This is a genomic window from Pseudomonas sp. TH08 (assembly GCF_016651275.1).
Taxonomy (GTDB): Bacteria; Pseudomonadota; Gammaproteobacteria; order Pseudomonadales; family Pseudomonadaceae; genus Aquipseudomonas.
Map to the genome: position 1 here is coordinate 610,504 of NZ_JAEKEE010000001.1, position 20,300 is coordinate 630,803.

The window sequence follows — 20,300 nt, forward strand, 5'->3', positions numbered from 1 at the left end:
GCACCCGAGCGGGAGCAAGCTCCTCGCCACAGAAGCGGGTCAGAGTGAGAACAGTTCAGCTGGCAACTTCATCAAGCAATCACTCCCCGCCTCAATCGCCGCCCGATGCGCAGCCGTACGCGGTAACAAGCGCTTGAAGTAGAACTCACAAGTCGCCAATTTGCCCCGCAGGTAATCCGCCTCTCCCTCACCCGCGTCCAGCTGCACCTGCGCCACCAACGCCATACGCAACCACAGATACCCGAGGATGATGTAACCGCTGTACATCAGGTAATCCACCGACGCTGCGCCGACTTCGTCCGGGTTCTTCATCGCCGCCATGCCGACCTTCATGGTCAGGTCGCCCCATTGCTGGTTCAACTCATTGAGTTGCGCAACAAAACTGCCCAATTGCGGATGCTCATGGTTGGCCACGCAGAACTTGTGGATGATTTTGGTAAAGCCGCGCAGCAACTTGCCCTGACTGCCCAGCACTTTGCGCCCGAGCAGGTCCAGCGCCTGAATGCCGTTGGTGCCCTCATAAATCGGCGCAATCCGGCAATCGCGGACCAACTGCTCCATACCCCATTCACGAATGAAACCGTGGCCGCCAAATATCTGCATGCCGTGATTGGTCACTTCCAGGCCGGTGTCGGTCATGAACGCCTTGCAGATCGGCGTGAGGAACGCCAGCAAGTCTTCGGCTTCCTGTCGCGCCTCGGCATCGCTGCTCAGGTGCGCAACGTCGAGCATCTGCGCGGTGAAGTACGTCAGCGCGCGGTTGCCTTCGTTGAAGGCTTTCATGGTCAGCAACATGCGCCGCACGTCCGGGTGGACGATGATCGGGTCTGCTGCTTTGTCCGGGGCTTTGGCGCCGGTCAGTGAGCGCATCTGCAAGCGGTCGTTGGCGTATTTGATCGCACCCTGGAAGCTCGCCTCGCCCAGACACAAGCCCTGCATGCCGGTGCCGAGTCGCGCGTGATTCATCATGGTGAACATGCAGTTGAGGCCCTTGTTCGGCTCGCCGATCAAGTAGCCCGTGGCGCCGTCAAAATTCAGCACGCAGGTGGCCGACGCCTTGATGCCCATTTTGTGCTCGATCGAGCCGCAGGAAACGCCGTTGCGCTGCCCTGCCTCACCTGCCGCATCCGGGAGAAATTTCGGCACGATAAACAGCGAAATCCCCTTGGTTCCGGCCGGCGCGTCCGGCAGCTTTGCCAGCACCAGATGGATGATGTTGTCGCTCATGTCGTGCTCACCGGCGGAGATGAAAATCTTGCTGCCGGTGACCGCGTAGCTGCCGTCAGCCTGAGGCGCGGCGCGGGTCTTGATGATGCCCAGATCGGTGCCGCAATGGGCTTCGGTCAGGCACATGGTGCCGGTCCATTGGCCGGCGGTGAGTTTGGTCAGGTAGGTGTCTTTCTGCTCGGCGGTACCGTGGGCATGGATCGCCGACATCGCGCCGTGGGTCAACCCCGGGTACATGCCCCAGGAAGTGTTGCTGGAGCCGACCATTTCACTGATCACCAGCCCCAGCGAACTCGGTAACCCCTGACCGCCGTAAGCCGGATCCGCCGCCAGTCCGTGCCAGCCACCCTCGACATATTGTGCGAAGGCTTGCTTGAAGCCTGCAGGGGTTGTCACCACGCCATTGTCGAAATGGCAGCCCTCTTCGTCACCACTGCGATTGAGCGGTGCGAGAACGTTCTCACAGAACTTCGCGCCTTCTTCGAGGATCGCGTTGATCATGTCCGGGCTGGCGTCGTGGGCGCCAAGGGCGGCGTAGTTGGCGTGGAAGTCGAAGACGTGGTCGATCAGAAAGCGCATGTCGCGCAGGGGAGCTTTGTACTCAGGCATGGTGGCTTCTCCGTCAGCAGATTTCCTCAACCTACTGCTGGCCACCACGCCCGACAATCATTGTGCAGACGCTGAATGCGCCGTCATCACTCAACCTGCGGCCGTGTCCATGCGCACCGCGCCACGACGGTTCTGCCCAAACGCGACGACGCAGTTTCGCCCTGCGCCTTTGGCGCTGTAGAGCGCCTCGTCAGCGGATTTCAGGACTTGCTCCGGGTTGCGCTGCTCAACGCGTTCGGCGACGCCGATACTCACCGTCACCGACACGCTCGAAGCACCGGAGCCGGCGCGACGCTGACGTCCTTGCTGATCGTCGTTCGGACGGTTCTCCTGATTGCGCAGTTGGATGTTGTAGGAGGCAATCGACTCGCGGATCACTTCCAGATGCGGCATGCATTCCTCAAGGGTTTTGCCTGCGAACACCAGGGCAAATTCCTCACCGCCATAGCGATACGCCCTACCGCCACCGCTGATTTTCGACAATTTGCTGGCGACCAGCCGCAATACCTGGTCACCGACGTCGTGGCCGTGGGTATCGTTGAATTTCTTGAAGTGATCGACGTCGCTCATCGCCAGCACATAGTTACGGCCAAGGCGCTGCATGCGTTCGTTGAGCGCGCGACGGCCCGGCAGGCCGGTCAGTTCGTCGCGGAAGGCCATTTGATAAGCCTCGTGCGCCACGGCGGCGGCAATCATCAGCATCACCTGGCTGCACATGATGTTCAGGGTGAACGGCAGGATGAAGGTTTTCGGCAGCATCCAGAACACCCCGAGCAACCCGACCAGTTGCGCCGCGTGCAGCGGACGCGGGTTGCGCCAGTATTGCCAGGCCAGCAAGAGGAAGGCCGAGAGGAAAACCGGATAAGACATCTGGATCAGGCTCATCCAGGCGCCGTGCAGCGCCGGCCAGCGGATCTCGGAAAGCCACATCAGCAACGCCTGGGGATAACTTTGTTCCAAGCCTAACGCCACGCTGCCGAACGCCAGCAATACGGCGAACCGCGCCACCATGTCCTGGAACAGGTGCGTGCGTTCCTGCCATGCAGCGAACAGACCGAACAACAACGGCAACAACAGGCAGACCAGATGGAAGACCACCGCGGCGTCTTCACGGACTTTGCCGTTGTCGCGGTAATAGTCGGTCTGGGTGTCGAGCAAGAAGTAGGCGATGTACACCGTGAGCATCAGGAACAGTTCGCGCTGGCGTCGGTAAACCGCGCAATAAGCACCGCCCAACAACAGCACCAAGGTCGGCAATACGTTGAACAGAGAAGTGAAGAACACGTTGAGGTCTTTGACGTACGCAGCCGCCAACCCCGCGAGTAACAACAGCAGTGAAGGTAAAAAATGACTGAAACGTACAGCGGAAGAACGCGGCAAGGGTAAAGCTCCGACCCGTCATATCAAAGAGATGGCATTGTGCCTGCAATGTGGTCAGTTAAGCACACACAATGTGATCCAGATCACACGCAATCTCTTTAACGGCCGCAAATATTGATTGCTGAGCCATCGAACGATGTTTTTTGCCTTTGTACGGATGAATCTTTGTTAATGGCCACTATGCCTGATGGCCAGGACCCAAATTGCCCCTCGAAATGCCAAAAAAATCGGCCACAAAAAAACCGCTGCCCCGAAGGACAGCGGTTTTTCACAAGACCGCGTTAAGGCTTAATAGCCCAGTGCGAAGTCTTCTTCTTTCATGTCCATCAGGTTGTTGGCGCCCGACAGCATGGTGGCCACGTGAGTGCGGGTACGCGGCAGGATGCGCTGGAAGTAGAAGCGCGCGGTTTGCAGCTTGGCGGTGTAGAACGCCGCGTCGCCAGTGCCTTCTGCCAGCTTCTCGGCGGCCAGACGTGCCATGTCAGCCCAGAAGTAAGCAAGGCAGGCATAACCGGAGTACATCAGGTAGTCCACGGAGGCCGCGCCGACTTCTTCGCGATCTTTCATGGCAGCCATACCGACCTTCATGGTCAGCTCGCCCCATTCCTTGTTGATTGCAGCCAGCGGTGCAACGAACTCTGCAACGGCTTCGTTGCCTTCGTTGTTCTGGCAGAACTTGTGGACGATCTTGGTGAAGCCTTTCAGGGCCTCGCCTTGAGTCATCAGCACTTTACGGCCGAGCAAGTCGAGTGCCTGGATACCGGTGGTGCCTTCGTACAGCATCGAAATGCGGCTGTCGCGAACGTTCTGTTCCATGCCCCACTCGGCGATGAAGCCGTGGCCGCCGTAGATTTGCACGCCGTGGTTGGCGGATTCAAAACCGACTTCGGTCATGAACGCTTTGGCGATCGGCGTCATGAAGGCCAGCAGTGCGTCGGCTTTCTTCTTCTCTTCTTCATCGACGCCGTACTTGACGATGTCGACCTGTTTGGCGGTGAAGTACACCATCGCACGGTTGCCTTCGGCGAATGCCTTCATGGTCAACAGCATGCGGCGTACGTCTGGGTGAACGATGATCGGGTCAGCGGCTTTTTCCGGCGCTTTCGGGCCAGTCAGGGAGCGCATTTGCAGACGATCGCGAGCGTATTTCAGGCCGCCCTGGAAACCGATTTCGGCGTGGGCCAGACCTTGCAGCGCGGTACCCAGACGTGCGGTGTTCATGAAGGTGAACATGCAGTTCAGGCCTTTGTTGGCCGGGCCGATCAGGAAACCGGTAGCGCCGTCGAAGTTCATCACGCAAGTGGCGTTGCCGTGGATGCCCATCTTGTGTTCCAGCGAACCGCAGGTCACCGCGTTGCGTGCACCGACGGTGCCATCAGCATTGGGCATGAACTTCGGAACGATGAACAGCGAGATGCCTTTGGTGCCAGCCGGAGCGTCCGGCAGGCGGGCCAGTACGATGTGGACGATGTTGTCGGCCATGTCGTGTTCACCGGCCGAGATGAAGATCTTGGTGCCGGAGACTTTGTAGGAACCGTCAGCCTGAGGTTCGGCCTTGGTGCGCAGCATGCCCAGGTCGGTGCCGCAGTGCGGCTCGGTCAGGCACATGGTGCCGGTCCATTCACCGGAGACCAGTTTGGTCAGATAGGCTTCTTGCTGCTCTGGGGTGCCGTGCTCGGAGATGGTGTTCATCGCACCGTGCGACAGGCCTGGGTACATGCCCCACGACCAGTTGGCTTCGCCAACCATTTCGCTGACGGCCAGACCCAGCGACTCAGGCAGGCCTTGGCCGCCGTGCTCAACGTCGTGAGCGAGGCTTGGCCAGCCGCCTTCAACGAATTGCTTGTATGCCTCTTTGAAGCCCGTCGGGGTTTTCACGCCGGACTCGCTCCAGGTGCAACCTTCGAGGTCGCCCACGCGGTTCAGCGGTGCCAGTACCTGCTCACAAAACTTGGCGCCTTCTTCGAGAATGGCGTCAACCATGTCCGGAGTCGCGTCTGCGCAAGCCGGAAGGCTCTGATAGTGCGCTTCGTAGCCGAGCAGCTCGTCACGAACGAAGCGAATATCACGCAAGGGGGCCTTGTAGTCAGGCATAGCGATAAACCTCTGCTGATGTAACCGGGAATGAACGACCGCGTTGATTTGTTGTGACGGTCAAACAGTTGTTTGAAACATACGTTTACGCCGAAATCTTGTCAAGCGTCGATCTTTTGCCGTTCGTCATTACACGTTTCAAACTCCGCGCACGACGCAACGCCATCGACTCGAACGAGCCACGGACGATAAAAAAAGATTAGTTGAGCGAGAAGGACTTACAACGAAAAACGCCGCGACAAGGCGCGGCGTTCGGCATGCGTGAAGCGTTGAAAATCAGGCGAACGTGTCGATGATCGTACCGAGCACTTCATCGGATGCCTTGGCGACTTTCGCGCCCAGTTCCACTTGGAACTTGCCTTGGGCCATCTCGACCATATTGCTGGCCAGATCCGATTGCTGACTGCGATCCACGCCGCGCAGACGGTCAACCTGTACTTCGGAAGACTGACTGGTGACCGAACGCTCAATCGTGTTGTTGGCGATCTGGCTGGCGGCCTGATCGACGCGGTTCTGCCCGCTCTGGATAGAGCTCAGACCTGCATAAAAAGCTGTGTTACCGGAAATTTCCATAACAGTTCTCATCCTTGGGAAGGATCAATTGCCGCTATTGAAGCAGAGGCGCCAGCAAAACACCCGTCAAAAACACTAATGGCACAGTGCCTGCTCATAGTCAAAAGCTTAGTCGAGCAAATCCAGTTGCAGATGTTCGGCCACCGCCTCAGCACTTAATGCCTTGAGTTTCGGCACTCGGCCAAGGCAAGGCGCCGGGATTCGCTCAGCCAGCGTCGCGAGATTTTCCTCCAGCCGGGACGTCTTCGGATCGATGATATTCGCCACCCAGCCCGCCAGTTGCAGACCATCACGGGCAATCGCTTCAGCCGTCAGCAAGGCATGACTGATACAACCCAGCCGCACACCCACCACCAAAATCACCGGCAACTGCAGTGCAATTGCCAGATCCGACAAATTATCCTGATCCGCCAAGGGCACGCGCCAGCCACCCGCACCTTCAATCAAAGTGAAATCGGCATTCATCGCCAAAATCTCGCGCATCGGTGCCAGCAAAGATTGCACCGTCAGCGCCACACCGGCCTCGCGCGCTGCCAGATGCGGGGCGATAGCCGGCTCGAACGCCAGCGGATTGACCTGCTTGTAACTCAGCGGCAACGAACACTCGGCCAACAACGCCAACGCGTCAGCATTGCGCAAACCCTTGGGCGTGACTTCGCAGCCCGAGGCGACCGGTTTGCCCGCCGCCGTGCTCAATCCGGCCGAACGCGCCGCATGCAGCAACCCCGCAGCAACGGTGGTCTTGCCGACATCGGTATCGGTTCCAGTGATGAAATAGGCAGCGCTCATACGGGTTTCTCCAACACGGCGTAGACCACCTGATAAGTCGCCGGCAATCCCGACGCCTCGCGGAACTGCTCGTAAGCCTCGACCAGCCCGAGAATCCGCGCCCGCCCGGTCAAACCGCCCGGCCGTCCCGGATTCAGATTGTGCGCCCCCAGTGCCTTCAATTCATGAGTCAGGCTGCGCACATCCGGGTAATGCAGCACATGCGGCCGATTCTCCAGACTCAGCGCACGCAACCCACTGGCCGCACACAGCTGCTCATAACGAGCGAACTCGCGGAAGCGGTTGACGTGCACCAGGCCGTCGACCTGCCGCCAGCTATCGCGCAACTCAAACAACGTCCCTACACAGAGACTAGCAAACGCGAAAATCCCACCGGGTTTCAGCACGCGAAACGCCTCGCTGAGCACCGCATCGAAATCCGCACACCACTGCACGGCGAGGCTGGAAAAAATCAGCTCGCAGGTCGAATCCTGTAACGGTAGCCGCTCCGCATCGCCAGCAATGAAATGCTGCGCCCCACCCAATGGGCGCGCGTGATTGAGCATGCCCTCGGCGATGTCCAGCGCCACACCGTGGCCCTCGGCGAAACGCGAGGCCAGCGCACGGGTGAAATAACCGGTGCCGCAGCCCATGTCCAGCCATCGCGACGGTACAAAATCGCTCGGCAGGCGTTGCAGCAATTGCCTACCAACATCACGTTGCAACTCGGCGACGCTGTCGTAACTGGCCGCCGCACGGGAAAAGGAGGCCGCGACCTGACGCTTGTCAGGCAAGCCGCCAGGCAGCGCAACAAGAGACAAATCAGTCATCACCGCACTCATGTAAAAAAGCCTGGATTGCGCCCGCCACTCCATGGGGGTCTTCCAGAAGAAACGCATGGCTGGCCTGTTCGATCAGACCAATTTCGATATCTGGCAACAACGCAAACAACGCCGCCGCCGCTTCCGCCGGCACCAGGCCATCCTGTCCGGCGAAAAGATGCAACTGCGGCCCGCGAAACCCTTGCAAAGCTTCGCGAGTATCCAGTTGCGCGAGCAACTCCAGCCCGGCCATCAACGTCTTCGGCGCAGCAATCGGCGCGCCGCCGAGCAGCAACCGCGACAAGCCGCGCGGGTCTTGAGCGCCTTGAGCACAGAGCAAAGAAAAACGTTTGAGAGTCGTGCGCGGGTCGGTCTGGCAACCGACGAGAAACGCGTCGAAGGTCTCTTCAGGCATCGCACTCGGCCATTGCTCATGCGCAACAAAAGACGGATTGCTCGCCAGCGTCAGCAACCCGCAGCAACGTTCGCCACGGCGCGCCGCCAATTCAGACGCGAGCATGCCGCCCAACGACCAACCGCCGAGCCATACATCTTGAGGAATTTGCTCATCGAGTTCATCGAGCCAGTCTTGCAGGTCACTGGAATCGAGCTCCGGCAACGGCTCGATTTCGACCTGCAGATGCTCATCGATCCCGTGCAACGCCGCCGCCAGAGGCTCCATCGGCGAAACACCGAGGCCCCAGCCGGGCAACAGAATCAGGCGATTACGCATGGCTTGGCTCCGACGACAGTTGGGCAAAGCAATCAGCCAGTCCTTCTAACAATAGCTGCACCTGAGCCTCGCTGTGGGCCGCGGTCAGGGTCACCCGTAGTCGGGCGCTGCCGGCGGGCACGGTGGGTGGACGAATCGCGGTGACCATCAAGCCGCGCTCGCGCAGCATCTGCGACAGCCGCACGGCGCGCCCGGCATCACCGATCATGATCGGCTGGATCGGCGTGAAGCTGTCCATCAATTCCAGACCGATCTGTTCGGCGCCATGACGGAACTGGCGGATCAGCGTTTGCAAATGCTCACGGCGCCAGTGTTCGCTGCGCAGCAGTTCAAGGCTTTTCAGTGTCGCGCACGCCAACGCCGGAGGTTGGCTGGTGGTGTAGATGTACGGGCGAGCGAACTGGATCAGGCTTTCGATCAACTCTTCACTGCCGGCGACAAATGCGCCAGCAGTGCCAAAGGCTTTGCCGAGGGTACCGACCAGTACTGGCACATCCTCCTGACTCAAACCGAAATGCTCGACGATTCCTCCTCCGTTCGCACCCAACGGGCCGAAACCATGGGCATCGTCGACCATCAGCCACGCGCCTTTGGCCTTGGCCTCACGGGCCAGCGCCGGCAGATCGGCAAGGTCGCCGTCCATGCTGAACACGCCATCGGTGACCACCAGCGTATTGCCGGTGGCTTTCTCCAGACGCTTGGCCAGACTCACGGCGTCGTTATGCAGATAGCGATTGAAACGCGCGCCTGACAACAGCCCCGCATCCAGCAACGAGGCGTGATTGAGCCGGTCTTCCAGCACGGTATCGCCCTGCCCGACCAGCGCCGTGACCGCGCCGAGATTGGCCATGTAACCGGTAGTGAACAACAGTGCACGCGGGCGACCGGTGAGATCGGCCAACGCTTCTTCCAAGGCGTGATGCGGGCCACTGTGGCCGATCACCAGATGCGAAGCGCCACCGCCTACTCCCCAGCGCTCAGCACCGGCGCGCCAGGCTTCGATCACTTGCGGATGATTGGCCAGGCCGAGGTAATCGTTGTTGCAGAAAGCGAGCAACGGTTTGCCATCGACCACCACTTCAGGCCCCTGTGGGCTTTCAAGCAGCGGTCGCTGGCGATAAAGGTTTTCGGCACGACGGGCAGCAAGGCGTGCGGCGAGATCGAAAGACATGCAGGCCTCGACTTTCAAGTGACACAGGTCCCTGTGGGAGCGAGCCTGCTCGCGAAGAGGCCTTTACACCCAACATCAATGTCGACTGAGGCACCACTTTCGCGAGCAGGCTCGCTCCTACAGGGGTTTTGCATTTCTTCAAAGGAATCCGTAGAGATTTTTACACCGCAGCGTTATAGAACTGCTCGCTGCTCTTCTGCTCAACCAATGCCTGCTCGATCGCAGCCTGATGAACCTCGTCGGCATGCTCTTCGCGGGCCTCCGGTTGAATGCCCAGACGTGCGAACAACTGCATGTCCTTGTCGGCCTGCGGGTTGGCGGTGGTCAGCAGTTTGTCGCCGTAGAAAATCGAGTTGGCCCCGGCAAAGAACGCCAGGGCCTGCATCTGCTCGTTCATCGCCTCACGGCCGGCGGACAGGCGCACGTGGGATTGCGGCATGAGGATGCGGGCCACCGCGAGCATGCGGATGAAATCGAACGGGTCGATGTCTTCGGCGTTTTCCAGCGGCGTACCGGCGACTTTCACCAGCATGTTGATCGGCACCGACTCCGGGTGTTCCGGCAGATTGGCCAGTTGAATCAGCAGATTGGCGCGGTCGTCCAGCGACTCGCCCATGCCGAGAATGCCGCCGGAGCAGATCTTCATCCCCGATTCACGCACGTAGGCCAGGGTTTGCAGACGCTCGCTGTAGGTACGGGTGGTGATGATGCTGCCGTAGAACTCAGGCGAGGTGTCGAGGTTGTGGTTGTAGTAATCGAGGCCGGCCTTGGCCAGTGCTTCGGTCTGGTCCTGATCGAGACGCCCCAGGGTCATGCAGGTCTCCAGGCCCATGGCTTTCACGCCTTCAACCATCTTCAGCACGTAGGGCATGTCTTTCGCCGAAGGATGTTTCCACGCCGCGCCCATGCAGAACCGCGTTGAGCCGATGGCCTTGGCGCGTGCCGCCTCTTCGAGGACCTTTTGCACCTCCATCAGCTTTTCTTTTTCCAGGCCGGTGTTGTAGTGACCGGACTGCGGACAGTACTTGCAGTCTTCCGGGCAGGCGCCGGTCTTGATCGACAACAGGGTCGAAACCTGAACGCGGTTAGCGTCGAAATGCGCGCGGTGCACCGTTTGCGCCTGAAACAGCAAGTCGTTGAATGGCTGTGCGAAGAGGGCTCTGACTTCGGCCAGAGACCAGTCGTGACGCAGGGTGGCAGTGGTGCTCGCGCTCATGGGTAGTTCCTTGGTTATGCTTGGCTGGCGACTGGGGAAACGGAATACCCACAGGCGCTACACGGATGTTCGGCATATTTAAGGAAGTGTCATGCGCTGTCAACCACGATACGATGGGTCGGTTTACATCTGTTTAAAAAACGTACAGAACTGCTTGCTGTGTGATGAACCGGCAGACGCAGAAATGCCAATTTGCGTGGCCTGTGAAACCGAACTGCCATGGCTTGGTGATCAGTGCATCACCTGCGCATTGCCGCTGGCCGCAGCGGGGCTGACCTGTGGCGAGTGCCTGCTAGAGCCGCCGGCCTTCGAACAGGTCGCCGTGCCGTGGCGGTATGGCTTCCCGGTCGACAGTTTGATTACGCGTTTTAAACACAACGCAAAATGGCCGTTTGGTCACTTGCTCGCCGACGTTCTCGGACAATACCTGCAACATCGCTTCGATGAAGGTTTGCCGAGACCGGATGCCCTGCTGCCCGTGCCAATGACGACAAAACGTTTGCGTCAGCGCGGTTTCAATCAGGCTGCGATGCTCGCGCGGTGGTTAAGCCAGACGCTCGAAATGCCCAGCGAGGAAAACCTTTTGTTGCGAACCCAAGACACCAGCGCCCAGCAGGGCCTTGATGCCAAGGCCCGTAAACGCAATTTGCTTCAGGCCTTTGCCCTGACGCCAGATGCTGTGGTGAAGGGCCGGAGTTTCGCTCTGGTCGACGACGTGCTGACCACGGGGGCCACCGCCCAGGCGCTTGCCCGGCTATTGATAAACGCTGGCGCGGCGCGCGTCGACGTCTATTGCCTGGCCCGCACGCCAAAACCGGGAACCTGAAACCAGACACAATCCCCCTGTAGGAGTGAGCCTGCTCGCGATATCGGTGGAAAGGTCAGCAGAGATGTTGGCAATGACAACGCCATCGCGAGCAGGCTCACTCCTACAAGGGCTCTCCGCTCGGCTTGACTCTCGCGTCGCGAGCGGCCAACTTCACTGTCCACCGCCACAGAAAAAGCACCCATTCATGTCCATGCCTTCCCTGTTGTCCCAGCACATCGTCCGCCGTCCGCAGCGTATCGCTCTGCTGCAACACATCGCCGAACAGGGCTCGATCACCCGCGCCGCAAAAAGCGCCGGCCTGAGCTACAAAGCGGCGTGGGATGCCATCGATGAGTTGAACAACCTCGCGCAAAAACCGTTGGTTGAACGCGCCGTCGGCGGTAAGGGCGGTGGCGGCGCAAAACTGTCCAGCGAAGGCGAACGGGTGTTGCGCCTCTATCAAAAGCTGCAAGCCTTGCAGGCGCAGGTGCTGGAAGCGGCGGAAGACGCCAGCGACCTCGACCTGCTCGGTCGCTTGATGCTCAGAACCAGCGCGCGCAACCAGTTGCACGGCAAAGTCGTGGCGATTGAAAGTCAGGGCCGCAATGACCTGATTCGCCTTGAGCTGGCCGAAGGCTTGCAGCTTGACGCGCAGATCACCCACGACAGCACCGTGCATCTGGAACTGCAAACCGGCACTGAAGTGGTCGCGCTGATCAAGGCCGGCTGGCTCGAACTGCTCGCCAGTGATCAGCCTGCAACGTCTGGACACAATCTTCTCAATGGCAGCATAGAAGCCATTCTCGACGCCGAAGACGGCCCCAGCGAAGTCCGCATTTCCCTGCCCAACGGCCACACGCTCTGCGCTCTGGCCGAACCGCTGGACCTGCGCACTCGCGGTCTGACTGTCGATAAACCAGTGCAGGTGCAGTTTTCGCCCTCCAATGTGCTGATCGGCACGCCGCTCTGATCAAGCCCTGCAACGAAAGCGTCATCGTCGCTCATTAAGGTGTCTGCCAAAACCAAGCAGGGAGCCTGATGTGAGCCTATTAGAAGAAAACCAATCGACTGATCTGGAAAAAATGGTCGGCCTCAGCCGTCGCGGTTTCATCGGCGCCGGCGCGCTGTGCGGCGCAGCGATGTTCCTCGGCGGCAGTCTGTTAAGCCGTAGCGCGCTGGCTACCGGCATCAGTGCCGGCAACAGCCGTTTGCTCGGCTTCGAGAGTATTCCGGCCGCGACCACCGACGTCATCACCCTGCCCAAAGGCTACAAATCTTCGGTGCTGATCAGTTGGGGCCAGCCGCTGCAAAAGAACGGCCCGGCGTTTGACCCAAGTGGTAACGGCACTGCCGCCGCACAGGAAGTGCAGTTCGGCGACAACAACGACGGCATGAGCCTGTTCGCCTTCCCCGACGACCGAAACCGCGCGTTGATGGCGATCAACAACGAATACACCAATTACCGCTACCTCTATCCGCACGGCGGCATGCCGCAATCGGCCGAAGACGTGCGCAAGGCGCTGGCCTGCGAAGGCGTGTCGGTGATTGAAGTGCAGCGCAAGAACGGTCAGTGGCAGTTCGTCCAGGGTTCGCGCTACAACCGTCGCATCCACGGCAACTCGCCGTTGCGCATCAGCGGTCCGGCAGCCGGCCATGACTTGATGAAGACCGCTGCCGACAAACACGGCAAGAAAGTCCTCGGCACCTTCCAGAACTGCGCCAACGGCAAGACGCCGTGGGGCACCTATCTGACCTGCGAGGAAAACTTCACCGACTGCTTCGGCAGCAGCAACGCCCAGCAGCAGTTCGACCCGGCGCAGAAGCGCTATGGCGTCTCGGCCGCCAGCCGCGAAATCAACTGGCACCCGTACGACCCGCGCTTCGACATGGCGAAAAACCCCAACGAACTCAACCGTCACGGCTGGGTGGTCGAGATCGATCCGTTCGATCCGCAATCGACCCCGGTCAAACGTACCGCGCTGGGTCGCTTCAAACATGAAAACGCCGCACTGGCCGAGACCGATGACGGCCGCGCCGTGGTGTACATGGGCGACGATGAGCGTGGCGAGTTCATCTACAAATTCGTCAGCCGCGACCGCATCAATCACCGCAACGCCAAGGCCAACCGCGACATCCTCGATCACGGCACGCTGTACGTGGCGAAGTTCGACAACGGCGACAGCAACCCCGATCACCCGAAAGGCCAGGGCCAGTGGATCGAACTGACCCACGGCAAGAACGGCATCGACGCCAGCAGCGGTTTTGCCGATCAGGCCGAAGTGCTGATCCATGCGCGCCTGGCTGCCAGCGTCGTTGGCGCAACACGCATGGACCGCCCGGAGTGGATCGTTGTCAGTCCGAAAGACGGCCAGGTTTATTGCACCCTGACCAACAACGCCAAACGCGGCGAGGATGGCCAACCGGTGGGCGGGCCGAACCCGCGCGAGAAGAACGTTTACGGGCAGATCCTGCGCTGGCGCACTGACCGCGACGATCACGCGTCCAAGACGTTTGCCTGGGATCTGTTTGTGGTCGCCGGCAATCCGGGCGTGCATGCCGGGACGCCGAAGGGCGGCTCGAAGAACATCACCCCGCAAAACATGTTCAACAGCCCGGACGGTTTGGGTTTCGACAAGGCTGGGCGTTTGTGGATTCTCACCGACGGTGACTCGAGCAATTCCGGCGACTTTGCCGGAATGGGCAATAACCAAATGCTCTGCGCCGATCCCAAGACCGGAGAGATTCGCCGGTTCATGGTCGGGCCGATTGGTTGTGAGGTGACCGGGATCAGCTTCTCGCCGGATCAGAAGACGTTGTTTGTCGGGATTCAGCATCCGGGGGAGAACGGCGGTTCGACGTTCCCCGAGCATTTGCCGAATGGCAAGCCACGATCCTCGGTGATGGCGATTACCCGTGAGGATGGCGGAATCGTCGGCGCCTGAGTCAATGTCATCGCGGGCAAGCCTTGCTCCTACAGGTCTTGCGCCTGATCTGCAGGAGCAAGGCTTGCCCGCGATAGCGTCAGCCCAGACACCAACCCCCTAAGGGCCTGCCATCTGCGCTACCATGCTGGGCCGGACGCGGCAGCCTGCTGCGCGCAGGAGTCAGCATGGCCCACCCGTTTGAAACCCTCACCCCCGACCTCGTCCTCGATGCCGTTGAAAGCATCGGGTTCCTTAGCGATGCGCGCATTCTGGCGCTCAACAGCTACGAGAACCGCGTCTACCAGGTCGGCATCGAAGACTCCGAACCGCTGATCGCCAAGTTCTATCGCCCACAGCGCTGGACCAATGAAGCGATCCTTGAAGAACACAAATTCACTTTCGAACTGGCTGACGTCGAGATCCCGGTGGTTGCGCCGCTGATCCACAACGGCGAAACCCTGCATGAACACGCCGGTTTCCGCTTCACCCTGTTTCCACGTCGTGGTGGCCGGGCGCCGGAGCCGGGCAACCTTGATCAGTTGTATCGTCTCGGCCAGTTGCTCGGGCGTATTCACGCGGTGGGCGCGACCAAGCCGTTCGAACACCGCGAAGCCCTCGCCGTACAGAACTTCGGCCATGCCTCGCTGAACACCTTGCTCGAAGGCAACTTCATCCCGAAAAGCCTGCTGCCCGCGTACGAGTCAGTCGCCCGCGATCTGCTCAAACGGGTCGAAGACGTTTACGCCGCCACGCCGCACCAGAACATCCGCATGCACGGCGATTGCCACCCCGGCAACATGATGTGCCGCGACGAGATGTTCCACATCGTCGACCTCGACGACTGCCGCATGGGCCCGGCCGTGCAGGACATCTGGATGATGCTCGCCGGCGACCGCCAGGAATGCCTCGGGCAGTTATCGGAATTGATGGACGGCTATAACGAGTTCCACGATTTCGACCCGCGCGAACTGGCGCTGATCGAGCCACTGCGCGCCTTGCGCCTGATGCACTACAGCGCCTGGCTGGCACGACGCTGGGACGACCCGGCGTTCCCCCACAGTTTCCCGTGGTTCGGCACCGAGCGTTATTGGGGCGATCAGGTGTTGGCGTTGCGCGAACAACTGTCAGCGCTTAACGAAGAACCGCTGAAGTTGTTCTGACTCATCACCGCCGTTGTAGGAGTGAGCCTGCTCGCGATAGCGTTTTATCAATCAACAAAAATGTTGAATTTCAGACTGCTATCGCGAGCAGGCTCACTCCTACAGGGTTCTGTGTTCACAGATTTCTGACCAAACAGCTGCGGCATTCGCTGACAAACCTCCTTACAATCCCCTCCTTTGTTAGCTGCCTAAGCAAGGATTCTGCATGCAAGCCGCCAACCCGCGTCGCGGGTACATTCTGGGTCTCACTGCCTACATCATCTGGGGCCTGTTCCCGATCTACTTCAAAGCCATCGCCGAAGTGCCTGCGGTCGAGATCATTATCCATCGGGTTTTGTGGTCGGCCCTGTTCGGCGCACTGTTGCTGATGGTCTGGAAGCATCCGGGCTGGCTGCGCGAATTGCTCGACAACCCCAAACGCCTGGCGATTCTGGCACTGAGCGGCACGCTGATCGCGGCCAACTGGCTGACCTACGTGTGGTCGGTGAACAACGGCCGCATGCTGGAAGCGAGCCTCGGTTACTACATCAACCCGCTGGTGAACGTGCTGCTGGGGATGCTGATTCTTGGCGAACGTTTGCGCCGTATGCAGTGGGTCGCGGTCGGTTTGGCGGCCGTCGGTGTTGCGCAGCAGGTCTGGCAAGTCGGCAGCCTGCCGTGGGTGTCGCTGGTGCTGGCGCTGACTTTCGGCTTTTACGGATTGATCCGTAAACAGGCACCTGTCAAAGCGTTGCCGGGGCTGGTGGTGGAAACCTGGATGCTGGTGCCGATTGCCTTTGCCTGGCTGCTGTTCAATCAGACCGCGACCAGTGCTCAGCCCGAGTTCTGGACCACCTCCCAAGCCTGGTGGCTGATCGCGGCCGGCCCGGTGACGCTGGTGCCGCTGGTGTGCTTCAACGCGGCCACCCGTCACCTGCCCTACACCACCATCGGTTTCCTGCAATACCTCGCGCCCACCCTGGTGCTGCTACAAGCCGTGCTGTTGTTTGGTGAGCACTTGTCATCCAGCACGCTGGTGGCCTTCATGTTTATCTGGGCCGGCCTGGCGGTGTACAGCGTCGATGCATGGATAAGTTTGCGCCGGCGCAGCTGATCAAAAAACGCACAAACCTTCGCAGACCACGGTTCTCGTGGCCTGCATCGTTCCTTCCCAAGGTTATCCACAGCGTGATCCCCGCCGTTTGTGCGCAAGTCACTGAATGTTGGCGATTTTTTGATCAACGCCAGCAAAGCCACGGCGGGCTTGGCGCTACGAGCAGTCTCTACAGGTTATCCACAGGCAGGTGCACGTTAACACTGGATAACCTGAGCAGCGGTTAAACGTCGGTGCGTAACACCAAGTCAACCATCAGATCATCGGCCAGGGTTTCCAGGCGCGACTGCAAAACGTCCAGCGAGAGGGTCAGTGGTACCGCCAGAATCGCTTCGGCGTGGAACAGCGGTTCACTGCTCATTGGCGCGGGACGCACTTCGGTCACCAGCCGCTCAAGGTTCACACCCTGCTCGCTCAGCAGCCGGGTGATGTCGCGCACGATCCCCGGACGGTCATTGCCCACCAATTCCATGGCAATCGGTTTCCAGGTGCAGGATTGCTCGATACCGCTTTCGGCAATGAGCACGCGAATGCCATGAGCCGACAGCGCTTGTAGGGAATCGACTAATTCGTCGTAAGCCTCTGCCGGCACGCCGACCCGCAGAATCCCGGCGAATTGCCCGGCCATCCGTGACATCCGACTTTCCAGCCAGTTACCACCATGCTCGGCAATGCATTGGGCAATGCGCTCGACCTGCCCGGGCTTGTCCGAGGCGAATACGGTGAGTACGAGATGGTCCATGGCGCCGCCCTCTTGTCATGATTTTTGTTATAGAAGGGCAAGTATAGGCAAGCACCGAAATTCAGCCGCTATCGCCAAGTGAACACCCACCTGTGAATGTGATTTGGGAAAAACCTGTGGTGAGGGGATTTATCCCCGTCCGGCTGCGGCAGCAGTCGTAAATCCTGCCAATTCGGTTTACCTGCCAGAACGCAGGGGGCGGCTTCGCCACCCAACGGGGATAAATCCCCTCGCCACCATTAACCTCACCACGAGGCCCTTCGTGGCAGAAGTCATAGGCCATAGCAGCCAAATAGTATTTATGTGTACAACTTTTGATATTTAGCTGGAACAATCCAATGGTTTTTTGAGAACATCCCGTTCCGCGATGTGACCGCAATGCGACATGAGGTCGCAGAACGACGTAATTAGTCTGATTTTCACAAGCGCAACTCATCATGTAGTATGCCTCGGCGCGCACTACATAACGCTGAATCGATGTCTGCCCAAGGCTCGTTCGCAACCCTGAAAGCCCCGTCAGCAAGGCCCCAAGCCGTTGATTGGTCCCAGCCCAGCCGTCAGCAATGGCATGTACTGGTCGGCAGGTTTGTGGTTTAAATGGCCAGAGGCTTCATTGTCAAATTGAAGAGCTGAAAAGCGAAATAGCTGAGCAGAGTGAGGCAAGCAATGACTGAACACGTTCAAGTCGGTGGCCTGCAGGTCGCCAAAGTCCTGTTCGACTTCGTGAACAACGAAGCCATTCCCGGTACCGGCCTCACCGCCGAAAAATTCTGGGAAGGTGCCGACAAGGTCATTCATGACCTGGCGCCGAAGAACAAAGCCCTACTCGCCAAACGCGATGACTTCCAGGCGCGCATTGACGCCTGGCACCAGGAACACGCAGGCCAGGCCCATGACGCTGTGGCCTACAAAGCCTTCCTGCAAGAAATCGGTTATCTGCTGCCAGAAGCGGCTGATTTCCAGGCAACGACGCAAAACGTCGATGATGAAATCGCCCGTACCGCCGGCCCGCAACTTGTTGTGCCGGTGATGAATGCTCGCTTCGCTCTCAATGCCTCGAACGCCCGCTGGGGTTCGCTGTATGACGCCCTCTACGGCACCGACGCGATCAGCGAAGACGGTGGCGCGGAAAAAGGCAAAGGCTACAACAAGGTGCGTGGCGACAAAGTCATCGCCTTCGCCCGCGCCTTCCTCGACGAAGCCGCGCCATTGGCCGCTGGCACGCACGTTGATTCGACCGGCTACAAAATCGCTGACGGCAAACTGGTTGTCACCCTCAAGGGCGGCAGCAACAGTGGCCTGCGCGACAATGCACAACTGATCGGCTTCCAGGGCGATGCCGACGCGCCAATCGCTATCCTGCTGAAGCACAACGGTCTGCACTTCGAAATCCAGGTCGACGCCAGCACCCCGGTCGGCCAGACCGACGCTGCCGGCATTAAAGACGTCCTGATGGAAGCGGCACTGACCACCATCATGGACTGCGAAGACTCCGTCGCTGCCGTCGATGCTGACGACAAAGTAGTGATCTACCGCAATTGGCTCGGCCTGATGAAGGGCGACCTGACGGAATCGGTGTCCAAGGGCGGCCAGACGTTCACCCGCACCATGAACCCGGATCGCAGCTACACCACGCCCAATGGCGGCGAAGTGACCCTGCATGGCCGCTCGCTGTTGTTCGTGCGTAACGTTGGTCACCTGATGACCATCGACGCGATCCTCGACAAAGACGGCAACGAAGTGCCGGAAGGCATCCTCGACGGCCTGGTCACTTGCCTCGCGGCAATGCACAACCTCAACGGCAACACCTCGCGCAAGAATACCCGCACCGGTTCCGTTTACATCGTTAAACCGAAGATGCACGGCCCGGAAGAAGCGGCGTTCACCAACGAGCTGTTCGGTCGCATCGAAGACGTGCTCGGCCTCAAACGCAACACGCTGAAAGTCGGGATCATGGACGAGGAGCGCCGCACCACGGTCAACCTCAAGGCCTGTATCAAGGCGGCCAGCGAGCGCGTGGTGTTCATCAACACCGGTTTCCTCGACCGTACCGGCGACGAAATTCACACCTCCATGGAAGCCGGCCCAGTGGTGCGCAAGGCCGACATGAAAGCTGAGAAGTGGATCGGCGCCTACGAAAACTGGAACGTCGATATCGGTCTGAGCACCGGCCTGCAAGGTCGCGCGCAAATCGGTAAAGGCATGTGGGCCATGCCCGACCTGATGGCGGCGATGCTCGAACAGAAAATCGCCCACCCACTGGCCGGCGCCAACACCGCTTGGGTTCCGTCGCCGACCGCGGCTGCGCTGCACGCGCTGCACTATCACAAGGTGGACGTGTTCGCCCGTCAGGCCGAACTGGCCAAACGTGCCCGCGCCTCGGTGGACGACATTCTGACCATCCCGTTGGCGGTCAACCCGAACTGGACGCCAGAGCAGATCAAGAACGAACTGGACAACAACGCTCAGGGCATTCTCGGTTATGTAGTGCGCTGGATCGACCAGGGCGTGGGTTGCTCGAAAGTGCCGGACATCAATGATGTCGGCCTGATGGAAGACCGTGCAACGCTGCGTATCTCCAGCCAGCACATCGCCAACTGGCTGCGCCACGGTGTGGTCACTGAAGCGCAAGTGATGGAAAGCCTCAAGCGCATGGCGCCGGTGGTGGACCGTCAGAACGCCAACGACCCGCTGTACCGTCCGCTGGCGCCAAACTTCGACAGCAACATCGCCTTCCAGGCAGCGGTCGAACTGGTGATCGAAGGCACCAAGCAGCCGAACGGTTATACCGAGCCGGTACTGCACCGTCGTCGTCGCGAGTTCAAGAAGGCCAACGGCCTGTAACTTGCGCTGAATGCCGGATATGAAAAAGCCCTGATCGAAAGATCAGGGCTTTTTTGTTTGTAACAGAATCAAAAGATCGCAGCCTTCGGCAACTCCTACATAGGGTCCGTGCAGGAGCTGCCGCAGGCTGCGATCTT

Annotated in this window: 16 protein-coding genes; 6 read left to right on the plus strand and 10 right to left on the minus strand. The window is 59.7% G+C overall.

Annotation, left to right across the window (positions count from 1 at the left end):
- Positions 1 to 39 precede the first annotated feature (39 nt).
- The 9 genes from JFT91_RS02925 to bioB form a co-directional block, all read right to left on the minus strand.
- Positions 40 to 1,836 carry an acyl-CoA dehydrogenase C-terminal domain-containing protein gene (locus tag JFT91_RS02925; protein ID WP_201231507.1) on the minus strand — a complete coding sequence of 599 codons (1,797 nt, stop codon included), beginning with the start codon at positions 1,834 to 1,836 and terminating at the stop codon, positions 40 to 42.
- A gap of 90 nt (positions 1,837 to 1,926) precedes the next feature.
- Entirely contained in the window at positions 1,927 to 3,216 is a 1,290-nt protein-coding gene (locus tag JFT91_RS02930; RefSeq protein WP_201148864.1) for a GGDEF domain-containing protein, read from the minus strand.
- A 288-nt stretch (positions 3,217 to 3,504) separates the two neighbouring features.
- Positions 3,505 to 5,310 (minus strand): phenylacyl-CoA dehydrogenase, encoded by a 1,806-nt coding sequence (locus JFT91_RS02935; RefSeq protein WP_201228780.1) that lies wholly within the window; start codon positions 5,308 to 5,310, stop codon positions 3,505 to 3,507.
- Between the two features lie 276 nt (positions 5,311 to 5,586).
- Positions 5,587 to 5,883 (minus strand): pyrroloquinoline quinone biosynthesis protein PqqE, encoded by a 297-nt coding sequence (locus JFT91_RS02940; RefSeq protein WP_201231508.1) that lies wholly within the window; start codon positions 5,881 to 5,883, stop codon positions 5,587 to 5,589.
- 108 nt (positions 5,884 to 5,991) lie between these two features.
- A complete protein-coding gene (gene bioD / locus JFT91_RS02945) occupies positions 5,992 to 6,672 on the minus strand; it encodes a dethiobiotin synthase (protein WP_201228784.1) in 681 nt (226 codons plus the stop codon).
- A complete protein-coding gene (bioC, locus tag JFT91_RS02950; RefSeq protein WP_201228786.1) occupies positions 6,669 to 7,481 on the minus strand; it encodes a malonyl-ACP O-methyltransferase BioC in 813 nt (270 codons plus the stop codon). The genes bioD and bioC overlap by 4 nt, the downstream gene beginning before the upstream one ends.
- A complete protein-coding gene (locus JFT91_RS02955) occupies positions 7,474 to 8,205 on the minus strand; it encodes an alpha/beta fold hydrolase (RefSeq protein WP_201231509.1) in 732 nt (243 codons plus the stop codon). Before JFT91_RS02955 ends, bioC begins: the two co-directional genes overlap by 8 nt.
- Positions 8,198 to 9,376, minus strand: a complete 1,179-nt coding sequence (gene bioF, locus JFT91_RS02960) for an 8-amino-7-oxononanoate synthase (RefSeq protein ID WP_201231510.1) — start codon at positions 9,374 to 9,376, stop codon at positions 8,198 to 8,200. Before bioF ends, JFT91_RS02955 begins: the two co-directional genes overlap by 8 nt.
- Positions 9,377 to 9,536: 160 nt before the next feature.
- Positions 9,537 to 10,592, minus strand: coding sequence for a biotin synthase BioB (gene bioB, locus JFT91_RS02965; RefSeq protein ID WP_201231511.1), 1,056 nt, complete (start codon positions 10,590 to 10,592; stop codon positions 9,537 to 9,539).
- A 91-nt stretch (positions 10,593 to 10,683) separates the two neighbouring features.
- Between bioB and JFT91_RS02970 the strand changes: the two genes are divergently transcribed.
- The 5 genes from JFT91_RS02970 to rarD all read left to right on the plus strand — a co-directional run bounded on the left by JFT91_RS02970 (position 10,684) and on the right by rarD (position 16,577).
- Positions 10,684 to 11,418, plus strand: coding sequence for a ComFC family protein (locus tag JFT91_RS02970; protein ID WP_201231512.1), 735 nt, complete (start codon positions 10,684 to 10,686; stop codon positions 11,416 to 11,418).
- 187 nt (positions 11,419 to 11,605) lie between these two features.
- Positions 11,606 to 12,370: a molybdenum-dependent transcriptional regulator ModE gene (gene modE / locus JFT91_RS02975; RefSeq protein ID WP_201231513.1), complete on the plus strand. Its 765-nt coding sequence runs from the start codon at positions 11,606 to 11,608 to the stop codon at positions 12,368 to 12,370.
- 70 nt (positions 12,371 to 12,440) lie between these two features.
- Complete coding sequence (locus JFT91_RS02980) at positions 12,441 to 14,342, plus strand: alkaline phosphatase PhoX (RefSeq protein ID WP_201231514.1); 1,902 nt, start codon at positions 12,441 to 12,443, stop codon at positions 14,340 to 14,342.
- Between the two features lie 167 nt (positions 14,343 to 14,509).
- The gene (srkA, locus tag JFT91_RS02985; RefSeq protein WP_201228802.1) at positions 14,510 to 15,484 is read left to right on the plus strand and encodes an SrkA family protein kinase; all 975 of its coding nucleotides are present in this window, start codon (positions 14,510 to 14,512) and stop codon (positions 15,482 to 15,484) included.
- A 205-nt stretch (positions 15,485 to 15,689) separates the two neighbouring features.
- Positions 15,690 to 16,577: an EamA family transporter RarD gene (gene rarD, locus JFT91_RS02990; RefSeq protein ID WP_201231515.1), complete on the plus strand. Its 888-nt coding sequence runs from the start codon at positions 15,690 to 15,692 to the stop codon at positions 16,575 to 16,577.
- Between the two features lie 223 nt (positions 16,578 to 16,800).
- Here rarD and JFT91_RS02995 read toward each other — a convergent pair whose 3' ends face one another.
- Complete coding sequence (locus tag JFT91_RS02995; protein WP_201228833.1) at positions 16,801 to 17,319, minus strand: glycine cleavage system transcriptional repressor; 519 nt, start codon at positions 17,317 to 17,319, stop codon at positions 16,801 to 16,803.
- A gap of 666 nt (positions 17,320 to 17,985) precedes the next feature.
- Between JFT91_RS02995 and JFT91_RS03000 the strand changes: the two genes are divergently transcribed.
- Positions 17,986 to 20,163 (plus strand): malate synthase G, encoded by a 2,178-nt coding sequence (locus JFT91_RS03000; RefSeq protein WP_201231516.1) that lies wholly within the window; start codon positions 17,986 to 17,988, stop codon positions 20,161 to 20,163.
- Positions 20,164 to 20,300 lie beyond the last annotated feature (137 nt).